The following is a 16510-nucleotide window of genomic DNA, read 5'->3' on the forward strand; positions in this document are numbered from 1 at the left end:
TATCGGGGGCAGTAGAGGGCGGAACGCCTGTGGGCGGCTTCACACGGGCGACGGGCCGAGGTGGGCACAGGGTGACCGGGCGGTCACCGGTTCGGGAGCCCGCCCCCGCGACCACCGTCACCGGTTCGGGAGCCCGCCCCCGGCGCCCGGGCGGTCGCCGGTTCAGGAACCCGCGTACGGGTTCCCGGGGACGGGCTGCGGCCGCTCGGCCGGGGCGGGCGGTACGGGCGGTGCGGCCTGGGCGGCCGGGCCGTGCTCCTCGCCCTCCCCGTCCGCCGGGGCCGGCTCCGCCGGGACGAGGTCCCGCGCCAGCAGGGTGGCGCCCGCGACCGCCCCCGGCATGGCGAGCACCGTCACCAGCGGGACCAGGAAGGCCAGGATCAGCGGGGTGCCGAAGCCCAGCGCCAGCCCGAGCCGGGCGCGCAGCAGCCGGATCCGCTCGCGCTGCGGGACGCCGCGCCGCTGCAGGGCGACGGCCGTCAGCTCGACGGTCAGGAAGAAGCCCGACACCAGGAAGCCGAGGGCGGGCACCACCGTCTGGCCCACCACCGGGATGAACCCGCAGGCGAACAGCACCACGCCGAACGCCGCGACCCGGAGCAGCACGGTCACGCTGTCCGCCACCGCGGTGACCAGCTCGCGCCAGAGCGGGACCTCGGGCGGGGTGGGTGCGCCGCCCTCGGACTCGTCGACCGCGGCGCAGAGCGCCTCGTAGAAGGGCTGGCCGACCAGCAGGGTGACGGCGGTGAAGGTCAGCAGGGAGAGCAGCAGCCCGCCGCCGAAGACGACGGCCGCCAGCGCGTCGCGCAGCAGCGCCTGCCAGGGGGATCCCCAGTGGTCGGCGAACGGGGTGGCCCAGGCGGCCAGGTCGGTGGACCAGGCGCCGAGGAGGACGAGCGCGACGGCGTACCCGACCAGTGCGAGCAGGGCGGGAATCATCCCGATCCCCCACCACCGGCCGTGTCGGCCGACCCACTTCTGGCCCCCGACCAGGTACGTCATCCCCGCCGCAAGATCTCGCATGGGCGATCACCTTAGGGCTTCCCGGCCCGGAACCCCGCATTGCCGTGTTCCTGCCAGATCGGACCGGCAGGCTCCACCCCCTCCTGCCGCGCCGCCGGCCGGGCGACCCTCGTGCTCCCCGACCTGTCTTGGAGGAGCCTGATGAAGCGTCAGTTCGGCAGAATCCTAACCCTGTTCACGGCCGCGATACTCGGGGTCGGCGCATCGGTGCTGCCCGCCGCGGCCGCGCCCGCACCCTCTCCCACGCCCTCGCCGAGCGTCGTCGGCGGCACCCGGGCGTCGCAGGGCGAGTTCCCGTTCGTGGTGCGGCTCTCGATGGGCTGTGGCGGCGCGCTCTACACCCCGCAGATCGTGCTCACCGCCGCCCACTGCGTCGACGGCACCGGCAGCGACTCGAGCATCACCGCGACGGCCGGCGTGGTCGACCTGCGAGGCAGCGGCGCCGTCAAGGTGCGCTCCACGTACGTCTACCAGTCGCCCGCCTTCACCGGCGCCGAGAACGGCGACGACTGGGCGCTGATCAAGCTGGCCTCGCCCGTCACCGGCGGTTCGGTGAGCACGCTGCCGATCGCCACCTCGACCGCCTACGACAACGGCACCTTCACCATCATGGGCTGGGGCGCGGCGACCGAGGGCGGGTCGCAGCAGCGGTACCTGCTCAAGGCCACCGTGCCGTTCGTCGACGACGCCACCTGCGCCCAGGCCTACCCGGGTCTGAACACCGGGGCCTCGCTGTGCGCCGGGTACGTCGCCAAGGGCGGCGTGGACACCTGCCAGGGCGACTCCGGCGGCCCGATGGTGCGCCGGGACGCGGCCGGGCGCTGGGTCCAGGTCGGCATCGTCAGCTGGGGCAACGGCTGCGCCCGGGCGGGCTACCCGGGGATCTACACCCAGGTGAGCACCTACGCGGCGGACATCGCCGCGGCGGCGGCCTCGCTCTGACGGCACGCGGCCGGGTGCCCGGGGGCGGTTCGCCACCCCCGGGCACCCGGCCGTTCCGCGCGCCGGCGGGCGGCCGCTCTCCGTCCGCGCCCGCCGCGCCGTCGCCCGCCGCGCCGTCGCGGGGCGGACCGCAGGCTCAGCCCTCCGGCGTGGGTTGCTCGGCCCCGGGCGGGCCCTGGCGGGTCGGCGCGCCGCTCAGCCAGCCGCGGGCCCGGCGCTGCTCGTGGGCGACGCGCCCGGTGGGCTCGGGCGGCAGGCGGGAGAGCGTCGCGGCGGCGGCCTCGCGGCGCCCCGCCCGGGCGTAGGCGCCGGCCAGGCGGCCGGTGATCAGGGCGTGGTCGTGCGGATGCTCGGCCGGGTCCAGGTGTCCGAGCGCGGCGTCCAGGTGGGCCACCGCCGCGTGGGCGTGCGCGGCGCGGCCGGTGCGGACGGCGAGGTCCCGGTGGCAGGTGCCGTGCGCGACGCCGAGCACCAGCGCGGCGCGGGTCGGCCGGGGCTCCGCCCGCCCGGCCCGCCGGTCCGCCTCGGTCAGCCGCTCGGCCTCGACGAGCGCGCGCCAGGCCTCGGGCGCGGCGCCGTTCAGGGCGTGGGCGTGCGCCTCGGCGAGGGCGGCCCAGGACTGCAGGCCGGGCACCCGTCGCGCGGCGGCGCGGGCGGCCTCGGCGTGGGCGAGCGCGCCGGCCGGGTCGCCGTTCCACCAGTGCAGGGTGCTCTGCCGGGTCAGCAGGGCGGCCGTGGTGGGCTGGTCCCCGGCCGCGCGGGCCCACTCCAGTCCGGCCGTGAACCAGCCGAGCGCACGGGTCCGGCGGTCCCCTTCGAAGTGCGCCCAGCCGGCGAGTTCGGCGTACTGGGCGGCGAGCGACCGGACGGCGGTGACGGCGCCGCGCGGGGTGGAGTGCTGCCAGCCGGCCAGGGTGCGGGCGTGGTGTTCGAGGACGGCGGCCAGGGGTTCGCCGCCGGTGCGGGCAGCGGCGGCGCGGTAGACGCCGAGCAGCTGGCGGAGCACCTCGAAGGTGGCGGCGTCCGGTGGGGTGGCGCCGCGCAGGGTGGCGCCGAGGGGTGGTCTGGCGGGTGCGACGAGCTCGCCGAGGCGTTCCCGCTCCTGTCGGACGGGCTGCCAGAGGGCGGCCAACTCCCCTCCGGTGAGCAGGAGTTCGTCAGCCCGGGCGGGAAGTCCGGGTGGTGGCCAGCGGCGGGCGTTCTCGACCCGGCTGATCAGCGAGTTGTGGTAGCCGAGCCGGCGGCCGAGTTCGGCCTGGCTGAGCCCGCGGGCCTCGCGCCAGTGGCGCAGCCGGTGGCCGAAGCGTTGGCGCGCCGAGGCGTGCGGCGTGGGGGCAGGGGGGAGGGGCACGGGGTCTCCCGGGAGGGGGTGGGGGAGCGCTCGTGGGGGAGCGCCATGGCCCAGATATCCCCCTTGACGTGCCATCGTCAAACTGGCCCGCGCCGGAGCCGCTCGGGCGTGTCCGCCGGGCGCGCCCGGCGGTGAGCGCCGGACGGGCCCCGGACAACGGCGCCGGGCCCGGGAGCCTCCGCAACGGCTCCCGGGCCCGGCGTTCCACGCGCGGTGCGGACGGGTCAGGACTCCGCCGCCACCGCGGCCCGCCGCCGTCGGCCCACCACGGCCGAGGCCACGAGCACGATCGCCGCGGCGACCAGCGACAGGTACATCTGCTTGCGCCCGTCGGAGTCGGTGAACATGTACGCCATCACGAACCCGATCATGCCGATGGCCGCCCAGGTCAGGTACGGGTACAGCCACATCCGGACGGTCAGTCGCTCGGGGGTCTCCCGCTCGATGATCCGGCGCATCCGCAGCTGGGAGAAGCAGATCACCAGCCAGACGAAGAGCGCAACCGCGCCGGAGGAGTTGAGCAGGAAGGCGAACACCGTGTCGGGCGAGGTGTAGTTGAAGAAGACCGCGACGAAGCCGAAGACCACCGAGGAGAGGATGGCCACCCGGGGTACGCCCCGGTCGGTCACGGTCGCGAAGGCCTTCGGCGCGTCGCCGCGCTGCCCCAGCGAGAACGCCATCCGGGAGGCCGTGTACATCCCGGAGTTGAGGCAGGACAGCACGGCGGTCAGCACGATCACGTCCATCACCTGGCCGGCGCCGGGGATGCCCACGTGCTCGAGCACCGCCACGTACGGGCTGCCCTTGACGGCGGCGGAGTCCCACGGGAGCAGGGTGACCACGAGCAGGATCGAGCCCAGGTAGAAGATCCCGATGCGCCAGATCACGCTGTTGGTGGCCTTGCTGACGGCGCGCTCCGGGTCCTCCGACTCGCCCGCGGCCAGGGTGACGATCTCGCTGCCCATGAAGGCGAACACCACGGTGAGCATGCCGGTGAACACCGCGCCCACGCCGTGTGGCAGGAAGCCGCCGTGGCCGGTCAGGTTCTCGGTGCCGACGGCGTGCGTGCCGGGCAGCAGGCCGAAGGCGGCGAGGGTGCCGATCACCAGGAACGCGGCGATCGCGACCACCTTGATGCCGGCGAACCAGAACTCGAACTCGCCGTACGAGGCCACCGAGAACAGGTTGGTGGCGGTCAGCACCGCCATCACGATCAGTGCCCAGCCCCACTGCGGCACGCCCGGCACCCAGTTGTTGAGGATCTTGGCGCCGGCGGTGGCCTCCACCGCGAGGACCACGACCCAGAAGAACCAGTACAGCCAGCCGATGCTGAACCCGGCCCAGCGGCCGAGCGCGCGGTCCGCGTACGCCGAGAAGGAGCCGCTCTGCGGGTCCGCGGCCGCCATCTCGCCGAGCATCCGCATCACCAGCACGACCAGCACACCGGCCAGCGTGTAGGAGAGCAGGATGCCCGGGCCGGTGGAGGCGATGCCCGCGCCGGAGCCGACGAACAGGCCGGCGCCGATCACGCCGCCGATGGCGATCATCGACAGGTGGCGGTTCTTGAGCCCGGCCTTCAGGTGGCCGTCGCCGCCGCCGTGCCCGGCCGGCCCCGACTGGTGGGGGACGTGGGGAGCCGCCGTCGACTTGGTGGTGTCCGCACTCATCAAAGGGTGCCCTGTGCCTTTCCCGCGCGGCTGACCCTCGGCTCGTCGCGCCGGAGGGTGGGGGGATTGACCCGCGCATTGCGGTGCAACCTAACGACTACGCACGAGTATCGGAACAATGGTTTGGTAACTGTTCGCTCAGCGGACACGAAAGAGCAGGTCAGAGGGGGTGGAAAGGGGTCCCGGAAAGCTCAAATCTGACGCATCGTCATCGGTTGGGGCGGCTCCGAAGCTCTGCTGGAGCTCAGATCTCGCGCAATTCCAGCACGGTGATCCGAAGATCATTCGGCTGCGAACGTCCGCCCGGTCGATCACCCGGCCGTCCACCCGGTCGCTCACCGGGGTGCGCGGCTAGGCGGGCGGCCAGGCGCGCGGCCAGGATCCGCGGGACGTCGCCCTCCCCGGAGTACCCCGGCACCACCTCGACCTCGTCCCGGCGCGTCCCGGGCTCCCCGGCCACGGCGTACGTCACCCGGTACCTGGTGCGGTCCGGCGGCGGGGCCTGCCCGGGCCGTCGTCCGGCCGTCATCCGCGTCCACCTCCTCGGCCCCCGCGAGCCCATTGTGTGCTTCCCGTGCGGATCGGGGGAAACGCGGGCAGAGTGGAGACTCCGGAGCCCGGAAGCTCCGTCGGACGGGAACCTCCGGGAAGGAGCGACCCCATGCAGACCACCTGGAAGGGGACGATCAGCTTCGGGCTGGTCAGCATCCCCGTCCACCTGTACTCGGCCACCCAGGAACACGACGTCCCGCTGCACCAGGTGCACGCCAAGGACGGCGGACGGGTCCGGATGAAGCGGTACTGCGAGCAGGAGGAGAAGGAGGTCCCGTACGCGGAGATCGCCAAGGGCTACGAGTCCCCCGACGGCCGGACCGTCACCCTGAGCGACGACGACCTCGCCGACCTGCCGCTGCCCAGCAAGAAGATCATCGATGTGCTGGCCTTCGTCGACGCCGGCGAGATCGACCCGCTGATGTTCTCCAAGGCCTACTACGTGGGCGTCGCCGACAAGGCCGCCGCCAAGCCCTACGCGCTGCTGCGCGACGCGCTCACCGAGTCCGGGCAGATCGCCGTCACCAAGATCGCCCTGCGCACCCGGGAGTCGCCCGCGGTGCTGCGGGTGCACGACGGCACCCTGGTGCTGCAGACCTGCATCTGGCCCGACGAGGTCCGCCCGGCGGCCGGCATCGCGCCCGAGGAGGACGTCGCCGTGCGGCCGCAGGAGCTCAAGATGGCGCGCTCGCTGATGGACACCCTCTCCGAGGACTTCGACCTCTCCCAGCTGCACGACGACTACCAGCAGGCGCTCCAGCAGGTGATCACGGCCCGGCTGGAGGGCGTGGAGGTCCCGCACGAGGAGGAGCCCGGCGAGGCGCCCGACAACGTGATCGACCTGATGGAGGCGCTGCGCACCAGCCTCAAGCAGGCCAGGAGCGGGCGGGGCCAGGGCCCGGCGGAGGACGCGCCGGAGGAGGCCCCGGAGGAGGAGGGGAAGCCCGAGCCCCGCCGGCGCGCCCCGGCGAAGAAGAAGGCGGAGCCCGACGCGAAGGCCGCCGCGGCGAAGCGGACCACGACCCGGAAGACGACGGCCGGCGGCACCGCGGCCGGCGGACCGTCGACGGGCAAGAGCACGACGGGCAGGAGCACGAAGGCCAAGAGCACGGCGGCCAAGACGGCGACGGCCAAGTCCACGACCGGAAGGACCACGACCGGAAAGTCCCCGGCTCCGCGCAAGGCCTCCTGAGCCCCGCGGATCCGGCCAGCCCCCCGAGACCCGGAGGCGATCCCGATGGACCTGCTGACCTACAAGGAAACCGAAACCGGCCCCGACGCCCCGGCGAACCCCAGCCGGATGCACCGGGCCTGGCACTGGCTGCTCAGCCTCAGCCCGACCGTGGTGACCGTCATGATCGCGCTCTCGATCGGTCTGTGCATGGTCGCCGTCCAGATCAGCCAGACCTGGGTGATGGTCGTCCTGGCGATCTTCTGGGGCCTGACGGCCGTCGCCATGGTCGGCGTGCTCGCCCGGTGGATGACGCCCGGCCCGGGCAGGCACCGCGTGGCCTCCTGACCCGGGCCGGGCACCGGTGCGGTCCGGGAGCGCTCAGCCGAGCCACACCGTGGTGACGTTGCAGAACTCCCGGATCCCGTGCCCGGACAGCTCCCGCCCGAACCCGGAGCGCTTGACGCCGCCGAACGGCAGGGCGGGGTGGGAGGCGGTCATCCCGTTGAAGAACACCCCGCCGGCCTGGACGTCGCGCACGAAGCGCTCCTGCTCGCCTTCGTCCCGGGTCCAGACGTTGGAACTCAGGCCGAACGGCGTGTCGTTGGCCAGCGCCACGGCCTCGTCCAGGTCGGCGACCCGGTAGACGGTGGCCACCGGGCCGAAGGTCTCCTCCAGGTGGATCCGCATCGCCGGGGTGATGCCGGTCAGCACCGTCGGCTCGTAGAAGTACCCGGTGTCCCAGCCCTCCGGGCGCCCGCCGCCGCACTCGACCCGGGCGCCGTGCGTCCGGGCGTCCTCGACCAGCTCCTCCAGGTCGTCCCGGCCCTGGCGGCTGGCCAGCGGGCCGACGTCGGTCGCCTCGTCCATCGGGTCCCCGACGCGCAGCGACCGCATCCCCTCGGTGAAGCCCGCGGTGAAGCGGTCGTAGACGTCGGTGTGCACGATGAAGCGCTTGGCGGCGATGCAGGACTGGCCGTTGTTCTGCGCCCGGGCGCGGACGGCGGTGCGCACCGCCGCGTCGACGTCGGCGCTGGGCATGACGACGAACGGGTCGCTGCCGCCGAGCTCCAGCACCGCCTTCTTCACCTCGTCGGCCGCCGTGGCGGCGACCGCCCGGCCGGCCGGCTCGCTGCCGGTGAGGGTCACCGCGGCCACCCTGCGGTCCCGGATGACGCCCTCGACCGCGCCCGAACCGATCAGCAGGGTCTGGAAGCAGCCCTCCGGGAAGCCGGCCCGCCGGAAGAGCTCCTCCAGCGCCACCGCGGTGCGCGGGACGTTGGAGGCGTGCTTGAGCAGGCCGACGTTGCCCGCCATCAGGGCCGGCGCGGCGAACCGGATCACCTGCCAGAACGGGAAGTTCCACGGCATCACGGCCAGCACCGCGCCGATCGGACGGTAGCGGACGTAGGCCCGGGCGGCGCCGGAGTCGGCGACGTCGGCCGGGTCCGGGTGCTCGTCGGCCAGTAGTGCCTCGGCGTGGTCGGCGTACCAGCGCATCGCCTTCGCGCACTTGGCGGCCTCGGCCCGGGAGGCGGTGAGCGGCTTGCCCATCTCCTCGGTCATCGTGCGGGCGACCGTCTCCTGGTCCTGGTCCAACAGGTCGGCGGCCCGGCGCAGCAGGTCGGCGCGGGCGGCGAAGGGGGTGGTGCGGTAGCTGTGGAACGCGGCCTCGGCGCGGGCCAGTCTGCGTTCGACGCCGGCCGCGTCGAGCGGCTCGAAGGTCTCCAGGATCTCGCCGGTCGCGGGGTTGACGCTGGCGATGGGCATGCGGGGCTCCCAGGGGGGTCGGGGTCCGGTGCGGCTGCGCCTCTCACCCTCCCCGACGGCCCGCCCGCGGGCACGCCACCGGCGCCCGGCGTGTCCCCGCCGGGCGCCGCCGCGCGGCCGGTCCGGACGCCCCGGTCGGCCGCCGGGGCAGGCCGCTACTCGGGCAGCGACTCCACCCGGGCCGCGGCCTCGCGGGCCCGCGCGCCGGCCCTGGTCCGGCCGGCCGTCACCAGTCGGTCGGGAAAGCGGTGCAGGTACTCGGCCTCCAGCTGTCCGGTGCGCAGGGTGTGCCGCCGGAGCGCGTCCTCCGAGCCGTGCAGGAAGGTCTCGTGACGGGTGCGGTGCAGCTGTTCCAGCTCGTGCAGGAGCGTGTCGTTGCCCAGGGCGTGCGGGGAGATGCCCTCGGGCCGGACGTGCGGGTCGACGTGCCGCATCTCGGTACCTCCTCGGCGGAAGCCCCCTCCTACCCGGTGCCCGCTGGCCGCCCCCGGTACACCCGCGGGGGTGACGCCCGCTGCGCCGCGAGCACCTCCGGAGGGCGCCGACCGGGAGGGAGCGGAACGTAGGATGAATCCTTCCGGATCATCCGTTTCGTCCCCTACAGCTCGGACAGATCTCCCATGCCGCTTCCCAAGGCCGAACTCCACCTTCACATCGAAGGCACCCTGGAGCCCGAACTCGCCTTCGCCCTCGCCGCCCGCAACGCCGTCACGCTGCCCTACGCCGACACCGAGGAGCTGCGGAAGGCGTACTCCTTCAGCGACCTGCAGTCCTTCCTCGACCTGTACTACGCGCTGATGGCCGTCCTGCGCACCGGGCAGGACTTCACCGACCTCGCCGACGCCTACCTCGCCCGGGCCGCCGAGCAGGGCGTCCGGCACGCGGAGATCTTCTTCGACCCGCAGGCGCACACCGCGCGCGGCGTGCCGCTCGGCACCGTGGTCGACGGGCTGACCGCGGCGCTGGAGCGCAGCGAGGAGCGGTACGGGATCAGCACCCGGCTGATCATGTGCTTCCTGCGGGACGAGTCCGCCGAGTCCGCGCTGGAGACCTTCGAGGCCGCCCGCCCGTACTTCGACCGGATCGCCGGCATCGGCCTCGACTCGGCCGAGGTCGGCCACCCGCCGGCCAAGTTCCGCGAGGTGTACCGGCGCGCCGCGGAGGCCGGCCTGCACCGGGTCGCGCACGCGGGGGAGGAGGGCCCGGCCTCCTACATCACCGAGGCGCTGGACGTCCTCGGCGTCGAGCGGATCGACCACGGCCTGCGCTGCCTGGAGGACGGCGAGCTGGTCGCCCGGCTGGTGCGCGAGCGGATCCCGCTCACCCTCTGCCCGCTCTCCAACGTCCGGCTGCGCTGCATCGACACCCTCGCCGACCACCCGCTGCGCGAGATGCTGGAGGCCGGCCTGCTGGTCACCGTCAACTCCGACGACCCGGCGTACTTCGGCGGCTACGTCGAGGACAACCTCCGGGCCGTGCAGCAGGCCCTCGCCCTGGACCAGGAGACCCTCCGGCTGCTCGCCGCGAACTCCTTCCGCGCCTCCTTCCTCTCCGAGGAGCGCCGGGCCGAGCTGCTCGCCGAGGTCGCGGCCCACCGGTTCTGAGCCGACCGCTTCCGAGCCCGCGGGCAGTGCGCCCGCCGGCAGTGCGCCCGCCACCCCCGGGAAGGGAGGTGGCGGGCGCGGGCCCGGCGGGGTGCTCCGGCGGTGCTCAGAGCAGGGTCGACCAGTAGTACCAGAACCGGTTGAGCACCAGCAGCGCGATCACCGCGTACCAGAGCGCCGGGACGACCCAGTGGTAGCGGGCGGCCTCGCGGACCACCGGGCGCAGGGCGCGGCCGGTCGGGATGACCCCGGAGCGCAGGTTGTGCAGCGTGGTGTACCAGAACAGCGGGATCATCGCGGCCCAGACCACCATGCAGTACGGGCAGAGCGCCCCGATCGAGTACAGCGCCTGGTACATCAGCCAGGTCACGAAGCCGATGCCGAAGACCGTCCCGGCCTGCAGCCCGAGCCAGAACCAGCGCCGGTACGAGGCCCCGGCGAGCAGCCCGGCGCCGACCGCGACGACCACGGCGAAGCCGACCAGGCCGAGCAGCGAGTTGGGGAAGCCGAAGGCCTCCGCCTGGTCGCTGCGCATGATCGAGCCGCAGCTGATGATCGGGTTGATGTTGCAGCTCGGGACGTACGACGGGTCCTTCAGCAGCCGGATCTTGTCCAGGGTGAGGACCGCCGAGGCGAACAGCCCGACCGCGCCGCCGATCAGCAGCAGCCAGGCGAACGGGCGGCTCGCACCGTACGTCCGCGCGGCGGGGGCGGCGGTCGTCATCCGGTCACCTGCTTGACCAGCGCGGTGAACTGCTCGGGGCTGACGGCCTTGCCGCCGGTGAGGACGTCCAGCTTCTTCCCGTCCAGCTTGACGGTCGGGGTGCCGGTGACGTCGCTGTTGTTGAACTCCTCGTTCACCTTGGCCGCCCACGGCGCGTAGGTGCCGTCCTGGACGGCCTTGACGAAGCCGTCGGTCTTCAGGCCGGGGACCTTGCCGGCCAGGTCGAGGACGTGGTTGACGTCGCCGAAGGCGTCGCTGCGCTCGTCGGGCTGGTTGGCGTAGAGCACGTCGTGGAACTGCTTGAACTTGTCCACGCCCTCGTTCAGCGCGGCCCCGGCCGCGGCCAGCGCGGTGCGCGAGCCCTTGCCGCCCAGGTTCTTGTCCAGGAACGTCGCCAGGTGGTACTCGATCTTGTAGGTGCCCGCGTCGGCGAGCTGCTGCATGGTCGCACCGGTGGTGGTCTCCAGCTGCTCGCAGAACGGGCAGCGGAAGTCCTCGTAGACCTCCAGGGTGTGCGGGGCGTCGGCCTTGCCGTAGGTGATCACGGTGCCGTTCGGGCCGCCCGCGTTCGCCGGGACGACCAGCGGGCCGTTCGCGGCCGCGTCGCCGGAGCCGGAGGAGCCGCCGACGGCGAGGGCCACGCCCGCGGCGAGGGCCAGCACGGCGGCGGAGGCGGCGCCGACCACCACCCGGCGGCGGATCCGGTCGGAGCGCTCGGCCTGGGCGCGGGCGGCGCGCATCCGCTCGGTGGCGTTGGTCTTGGCGGCGGTCTTGCGGGTGTTGCTCATGGGTGTCGTCGTCCTGTGCTCTCGGGCGTGCGGAGGGGCGGCGCGCGCCGGCTCGGGGGCGGGGCTGCGCGCGGGCGAGAGGACCGGTCGAGGCGGGGACGCGTCGGGAGCGGTCCGTGGGGACCGCGGGACGCGCCGGGGCTCAGCCGGCCGGGGCGAACGCCGGCGGACCGCGCCGGACGGCCGGGCGGACGACGACGTCCTCGGCGGGCACCAGGGCCCGGCTGGCCCGGGGGAACGGCACCCGCGCCACCGGCCGGGCCGGGACGGGTGCGGCGAGCAGCCGCAGCCAGCGGGCGGCCGCCGGGACGTGCCGGTGCAGGAAATCGCCCAGCATCCGGACGGCGCGGGCGAGACGGGCCAGCGCGGCGTCCGCCCGGCGCAGCCAGAAGGCCGCGGACAGCGCGATCACGGTGTGCAGCAGCAGGAGCAGCAGGACGCCGGTCTGCTGGGAGACGCCGTGGCCGAGCAGGAAGCCGCCCAGCGAGCCGCCGCCGCAGAGCAGCGGCTGGAAGCCGTGCGCGGAGCCGGGCGGCAGGGACGGGCAGGAGGTCTGCGCGAGGTCGAACAGGGCGCTGACGCCGAGCTCCAGCGGCAGGAACACCGCCGCGACCGCCGGGTAGCCGCGTTCGCGGCCGGCCACGGCGAAGGCCGCCGCGAACACGGCGACGGAGGCGAGGGCCAGCGTGCCGACCGGCAGCGCGCGGCCGGTGACCACCACCTGGCCGAGCCCGGCGAGCAGCACGACGAGCGCGGCGAAGACCGCCGCGCGAAGCGTCCTGGTGACCGGGCCGATGTCCATCGCCATCGAGTCTGCCACAGGTCGACGGCGAACCCGGCGGCCCGAGGGCCCGCTGTGAACAGCCTCACCACCCGCTCTGAGCTGGCCTTATGTCGTCCTTACCGGTCCGGCCCCGGCGGACTCACCCGGGCCTCGACCAGCTCGCGGAAGTGCTCCAGGTCCCCCCGGACCGCCCGCTCGATCGCCCCGGCCAGGGCGAACCCGCCGGGCCCGCCGATCGCCTCGCGCAGCGCCGCCGGGTCGTACTCCACCCGGATCTGCACCCTGGTCCGCCGGGCGTCCAGCGGCAGCAGGGCGAAGGCGCCGCTCAGCGGGATCCCGTCGAGCGTGCGCCAGGACATCACCCGGCCCCGGCCGCGGTCGGTGATCTCGGTGTCCACGGCCCGCTCGGCGCCGCCGATCGCCACCCCGAGGTGTGCCAGGTTCCGGCCGTGCGGGTGGGCGCTGTGCACGCCGTCGACGAACCGCGGGTACTCGTGGACCCGGTGCAGCTGCTCCCAGGCGGCGAGGACGGGGGCGGCGACGTCGATCTGTTCCTCAAGGGTGTTCATGCGCCCTCCTCAGGTACCAGCCTGCGCCCGCGGACGGTGCCCGGGCAAAGCGGGTGCGGCCCGGCCGCCGGTCCAGGGCCCGCACCGGCCGGCGGTCGGGCACCGGCGGGCGCCCGGCGCGGGGCTGCGGGAGACTGGGCGCATGCCGGAGCTGCCGGAGGTCGAGGCGCTGAGCGCCTTCCTGGCCGAGCGGCTGACCGGGCGCGAGATCGCCCGCGTGCAGCCGGTGGCGATCAGCGCGCTGAAGACCTACGACCCGTCGGTGACGGCGCTGGAGGGCCGGACGGTCGGCGGGGTGAGCCGGCACGGCAAGTTCCTGGACGTCGAGGCCGGCGGGCTGCACCTGGTGGTCCACCTGGCCCGGGCCGGCTGGCTGCGCTGGAAGGACGCGTTGCCCGCCGAGCCGCCCCGCCCGAGCCCGCGCAACCCGCTGGCGCTGCGGCTGCGCCTGGCGGGGGAGGCGGGGGACGGCTTCGACCTGACCGAGGCCGGCACCAAGAAGGGCCTGGCGGTCTACGTGGTGGCGGACCCGGCCGAGGTGCCCGGGGTGGCCCGGCTCGGTCCGGACCCGCTGGACCCGGCGTTCACCGCGGCCGACTTCGCGGCCCTGCTGCACGGCGAACGGCGCCGGCTCAAGGGCGTGCTGCGGGACCAGACCGTGCTGGCCGGGGTGGGCAACGCCTACTCGGACGAGGTGCTGCACGCGGCCCGGATGTCGCCCTTCAAACTGGCGTCCAGCCTGACCGACGAGGAGACGGCACGGCTGTACGAGGCCCTCGGGACCACCCTGCGGGACGCGGTGGAGCGCTCGCGCGGGCTGGCGGCGGGGGAGCTGAAGGCGGAGAAGAAGCTCGGGCTGCGGGTGCACGGCCGCACCGGTCTGCCCTGCCCGGTCTGCGGGGACACCGTGCGCGAGGTCTCCTTCGCGGACTCCTCGCTGCAGTACTGCCCGACCTGCCAGACCGGGGGCAAGCCGCTGGCGGACCGGCGGCTGTCGCGGCTGCTGAAGTGAGCGGAACGGGCCCGGTGGGAGTCGCGGCCTCCCATCGGGCCCGTCCGGTCAGCGCTTCACGGCGACGCCGCCCCAGTAGTAGGCGGCCTTCGGGTCCGCCGGCGGCTCGCCGTCCGGGCGCCAGCCGAGGACGGGGGCGAGCCCGGGCTCGACCAGGTCCCAGCCGTCGAAGAAGCGCAGGACGTCGTCGTGGGTGCGCGGGACGAGGGTCATCCCACCGGCCCGGGCGGCCTCGGTGACCTTGCCGACGGCCACCGGGTCGAAGTCCTGGGTCGGCGTGGTGAGGGCGAGGCAGCTGCCGGCGGGCAGGGCGTCGCGCAGGGCGGCGACCCGGCCCCAGGGGTCGTCCTCGTCGGCGATCAGCATCAGTACGGCGATCATCAGCAGCCCGACCGGCTGGGTGAGGTCGAGGGTGGCGGTGAGCGCCGGGTCGGCGAACAGCTCCTCGGGCTTGCGCAGGTCGGCGTGGATGTAGGTGGTGCGGCTGGCCGGGCTGGACACCATCAGGGCGCGGGCGTGCGCGAGCACGATCGGGTCGTTGTCGACGTAGACCACCCGGGTGCCGGGGCTGACGGCCTCGGCGATCTCGTGGGTGTTGGGCGAGGTGGGGATGCCGGTGCCGAGGTCGAGGAACTGCCGGATGCCGTGCTCCCGGGCGAGGTGGCGGACGGCCCGGCCCTGGAAGGCGCGGTTGGCCTTGGCCATCTCCTTGACGCTCGGCACGGCCTCCTCGATTGCCTGCCCCATGGCGCGGTCCGGCGGGAAGTTGGTCTTTCCGCCCAGCCAGTAGTCGTACACGCGTGCGGAGTGCGGGGCGGTGGTGTCGACGCCGAAACGTTCCCACTGGCTCGGCTCGGCGGCGTCCTCGTCGCGGGTGCCCTGGTCGGGGAAGTCCTGACTTGTCGTCATGGCCACGTCCTCTGATGGCAGATCATCATACTGGGGAGGCTCAGCGTAGCGGCCCCCCGGGGGCGCCGGGTGCCCGGTCCGGGAAGTGTGGCGTACGGACGGCCGGGGGTGCGGCCGCCTTGGGCCGTCGGAGTGGTGATCGGGTCCGTCGGGGTCACGCGCGGGGAGCGGCGATGTCCGCCGGGGGAAGCATTCGACATGTCGTCAGATCGTCAGATTACTTCGCGAAGATTGCTGCTGGTCGCCGCCGGGATGTCCCTGCTCGGAGCCGCCGCCGGCTGCCGGAGCCCCTGGGGCGGTGGGGGCGGCCCCACCGCGGCGGCGGCGCCCGAGGGGTTCAACGAGTCCCTGGCCGGCCCCGAGGCGACACCGGGCGCGGCCCCGGTCACGCCGTCCGCCGCGCCCTCGGCGCCACCGGCCGCCGCCGCCCCGGCCGGGCCGAGCGTCGAGACCGTCCGCCACACGATCTCCACGGCGGAGAGCAAGCCGGTGTACGAGCTCGACGCGGAACGGCGGGTGGTGGCCCTCACCATCGACGACGGCCCGGACCCGCGGTACACGCCGACCGTGCTGTCCCTGCTCCAGCAGCACGGGATCCGGGCGACCTTCTTCCTGATCGGGGAGAACGCCGTCCAGTACCCGGAGCTGGTGCGGGAGATCGCCGACCGGGGCCACCACATCGCCAACCACACCTGGACCCACCCGGACCTGCGGAACCTGTCCGAGGGCAAGGTCCGGGACGAGCTGGAGCGCACCTCGGACCTGCTGCACCGGACCACCGGCCGGCTGCCCACCTGGTTCCGGGCGCCCGGCGGCGACTGGTCGACGGAGTCGCTCAAGGTGGCCGCGGACCTCGGGATGCGGAACATGGCCTGGTCGGTGGACCCGCGGGACTGGGCCCGGCCCGGCACCTCGGCGATCACCGACCGGATCCTCAAGGACGTCCGGCCCGGGGCGATCGTGCTCAACCACGACGGTGGCGGGGACCGCTCGCAGACCGTCGCCGCGCTGAAGGCGTACCTGCCGGTGCTGGTCGACTCGGGCTACTACTTCACGGCTCCGCCGAACTGAGGGGGCCATGGGTGAGCCGAAAGGTCGCGGCCTTTCCGCTTAAACCACTCGAAAGGGTGCACTAGATGAACCGTTTCTGCGGATTTTCGGCCTCTAGGGTGATCTCGCACCAATGAACCCGGTACCGCCGCGTACCACCTGAAAGGCCCTCACCCATGCGTCTGCGCAACACCGTTCTGGCCCTCGCCAGCGCCGCCACCCTCGTCCTCGCCGTCCCCACCTCCGCCACCGCGGCCACCGGTGACTTCCTCTACAGGGTCGGGGTCCCGCCGATCGGGATCCCGACCGGACTGGCCGACCCGGAGAGCCGCGTGTGCATCGACCTGCCGGACATCGGGAACCTGCCGGCCTTCGCGCCGGAGAACTTCACCACCTCGACGGCCACCGTCTTCCTCGACGCGCACTGCGACGGCGACACCTACTACGTGATGAACCCGGGCAAGAAGCTCGGCGACCGCCTGAGGCTCCGCTCGGTGATCTTCTCCTGAGGCGGACGGAACCCGCCGACCCACGGGACGGCCCGGTGACCGGCAGCGGCCGGGCCCCGGGCCGTCCGGCGTTCGTGGGCGTCCC

The 16510-nt window shown here is 74.1% G+C and carries 18 protein-coding genes; 7 read left to right on the forward strand and 11 right to left on the reverse strand.

Annotation, left to right across the window (positions count from 1 at the left end; all coding sequences use genetic code 11):
- Window positions 1-162 precede the first annotated feature (162 nt).
- Window positions 163-1023 (reverse strand): EI24 domain-containing protein, encoded by an 861-nt coding sequence (locus AB0N04_RS03055; RefSeq protein ID WP_360207999.1) that lies wholly within the window; start codon window positions 1021-1023, stop codon window positions 163-165.
- A 141-nt stretch (window positions 1024-1164) separates the two neighbouring features.
- Here AB0N04_RS03055 and AB0N04_RS03060 point away from each other — a divergent pair, with 141 nt between their 5' ends.
- Window positions 1165-1965, forward strand: coding sequence for a serine protease (locus AB0N04_RS03060; RefSeq protein WP_360207997.1), 801 nt, complete (start codon window positions 1165-1167; stop codon window positions 1963-1965).
- A gap of 136 nt (window positions 1966-2101) precedes the next feature.
- On the opposite strand, the gene AB0N04_RS03065 is transcribed toward AB0N04_RS03060, so the two are convergent.
- The 3 genes from AB0N04_RS03065 to AB0N04_RS03075 form a co-directional block, all read right to left on the reverse strand.
- Entirely contained in the window at window positions 2102-3316 is a 1215-nt protein-coding gene (locus AB0N04_RS03065; protein ID WP_360207995.1) for a helix-turn-helix transcriptional regulator, read from the reverse strand.
- A gap of 224 nt (window positions 3317-3540) precedes the next feature.
- Window positions 3541-4983 (reverse strand): amino acid permease, encoded by a 1443-nt coding sequence (locus AB0N04_RS03070; protein ID WP_360207993.1) that lies wholly within the window; start codon window positions 4981-4983, stop codon window positions 3541-3543.
- Window positions 4984-5227: 244 nt separating this feature from the next.
- A complete protein-coding gene (locus AB0N04_RS03075) occupies window positions 5228-5512 on the reverse strand; it encodes a hypothetical protein (protein WP_360207990.1) in 285 nt (94 codons plus the stop codon).
- Window positions 5513-5644: 132 nt separating this feature from the next.
- Between AB0N04_RS03075 and AB0N04_RS03080 the strand changes: the two genes are divergently transcribed.
- Both AB0N04_RS03080 and AB0N04_RS03085 read left to right on the forward strand, forming a co-directional pair.
- A complete protein-coding gene (locus AB0N04_RS03080) occupies window positions 5645-6727 on the forward strand; it encodes a Ku protein (RefSeq protein WP_360207987.1) in 1083 nt (360 codons plus the stop codon).
- 45 nt (window positions 6728-6772) lie between these two features.
- Complete coding sequence (locus AB0N04_RS03085; RefSeq protein ID WP_360207985.1) at window positions 6773-7054, forward strand: hypothetical protein; 282 nt, start codon at window positions 6773-6775, stop codon at window positions 7052-7054.
- Window positions 7055-7087: 33 nt separating this feature from the next.
- Here the strand turns inward: AB0N04_RS03085 and AB0N04_RS03090 are convergent, their stop codons facing one another.
- Both AB0N04_RS03090 and AB0N04_RS03095 read right to left on the reverse strand, forming a co-directional pair.
- The gene (locus tag AB0N04_RS03090) at window positions 7088-8476 is read right to left on the reverse strand and encodes an NADP-dependent succinic semialdehyde dehydrogenase (RefSeq protein ID WP_360207982.1); all 1389 of its coding nucleotides are present in this window, start codon (window positions 8474-8476) and stop codon (window positions 7088-7090) included.
- A 155-nt stretch (window positions 8477-8631) separates the two neighbouring features.
- Entirely contained in the window at window positions 8632-8910 is a 279-nt protein-coding gene (locus AB0N04_RS03095; protein WP_360207980.1) for a DUF6158 family protein, read from the reverse strand.
- A gap of 186 nt (window positions 8911-9096) precedes the next feature.
- Here AB0N04_RS03095 and AB0N04_RS03100 point away from each other — a divergent pair, with 186 nt between their 5' ends.
- Window positions 9097-10080: an adenosine deaminase gene (locus tag AB0N04_RS03100; RefSeq protein ID WP_360207977.1), complete on the forward strand. Its 984-nt coding sequence runs from the start codon at window positions 9097-9099 to the stop codon at window positions 10078-10080.
- A gap of 106 nt (window positions 10081-10186) precedes the next feature.
- Here the strand turns inward: AB0N04_RS03100 and AB0N04_RS03105 are convergent, their stop codons facing one another.
- The 4 genes from AB0N04_RS03105 to AB0N04_RS03120 form a co-directional block, all read right to left on the reverse strand.
- Window positions 10187-10804: a vitamin K epoxide reductase family protein gene (locus AB0N04_RS03105; protein WP_363363110.1), complete on the reverse strand. Its 618-nt coding sequence runs from the start codon at window positions 10802-10804 to the stop codon at window positions 10187-10189.
- Complete coding sequence (locus tag AB0N04_RS03110) at window positions 10801-11592, reverse strand: thioredoxin domain-containing protein (protein WP_360208342.1); 792 nt, start codon at window positions 11590-11592, stop codon at window positions 10801-10803. Before AB0N04_RS03110 ends, AB0N04_RS03105 begins: the two co-directional genes overlap by 4 nt.
- Before the next feature lie 142 nt (window positions 11593-11734).
- A complete protein-coding gene (locus AB0N04_RS03115; protein WP_360208345.1) occupies window positions 11735-12394 on the reverse strand; it encodes a hypothetical protein in 660 nt (219 codons plus the stop codon).
- Between the two features lie 98 nt (window positions 12395-12492).
- Window positions 12493-12945, reverse strand: coding sequence for an SRPBCC family protein (locus AB0N04_RS03120; protein WP_360208348.1), 453 nt, complete (start codon window positions 12943-12945; stop codon window positions 12493-12495).
- 142 nt (window positions 12946-13087) lie between these two features.
- Here AB0N04_RS03120 and AB0N04_RS03125 point away from each other — a divergent pair, with 142 nt between their 5' ends.
- Window positions 13088-13957: a DNA-formamidopyrimidine glycosylase family protein gene (locus AB0N04_RS03125; RefSeq protein WP_360208351.1), complete on the forward strand. Its 870-nt coding sequence runs from the start codon at window positions 13088-13090 to the stop codon at window positions 13955-13957.
- A gap of 48 nt (window positions 13958-14005) precedes the next feature.
- Here the strand turns inward: AB0N04_RS03125 and AB0N04_RS03130 are convergent, their stop codons facing one another.
- Window positions 14006-14866 carry an SAM-dependent methyltransferase gene (locus AB0N04_RS03130; RefSeq protein WP_360208354.1) on the reverse strand — a complete coding sequence of 287 codons (861 nt, stop codon included), beginning with the start codon at window positions 14864-14866 and terminating at the stop codon, window positions 14006-14008.
- Window positions 14867-15097: 231 nt separating this feature from the next.
- Here AB0N04_RS03130 and AB0N04_RS03135 point away from each other — a divergent pair, with 231 nt between their 5' ends.
- Window positions 15098-15937, forward strand: a complete 840-nt coding sequence (locus AB0N04_RS03135) for a polysaccharide deacetylase family protein (RefSeq protein WP_360208357.1) — start codon at window positions 15098-15100, stop codon at window positions 15935-15937.
- A 155-nt stretch (window positions 15938-16092) separates the two neighbouring features.
- On the forward strand, window positions 16093-16425 hold the full coding sequence (locus AB0N04_RS03140; protein ID WP_360208360.1) for a hypothetical protein: 333 nt from the start codon (window positions 16093-16095) through the stop codon (window positions 16423-16425).
- Window positions 16426-16510: the final 85 nt, after the last annotated feature.

The sequence above is a fragment of the Kitasatospora sp. NPDC051702 genome, from assembly GCF_040681575.1.
GTDB lineage: Bacteria > Actinomycetota > Actinomycetes > Streptomycetales > Streptomycetaceae > Kitasatospora.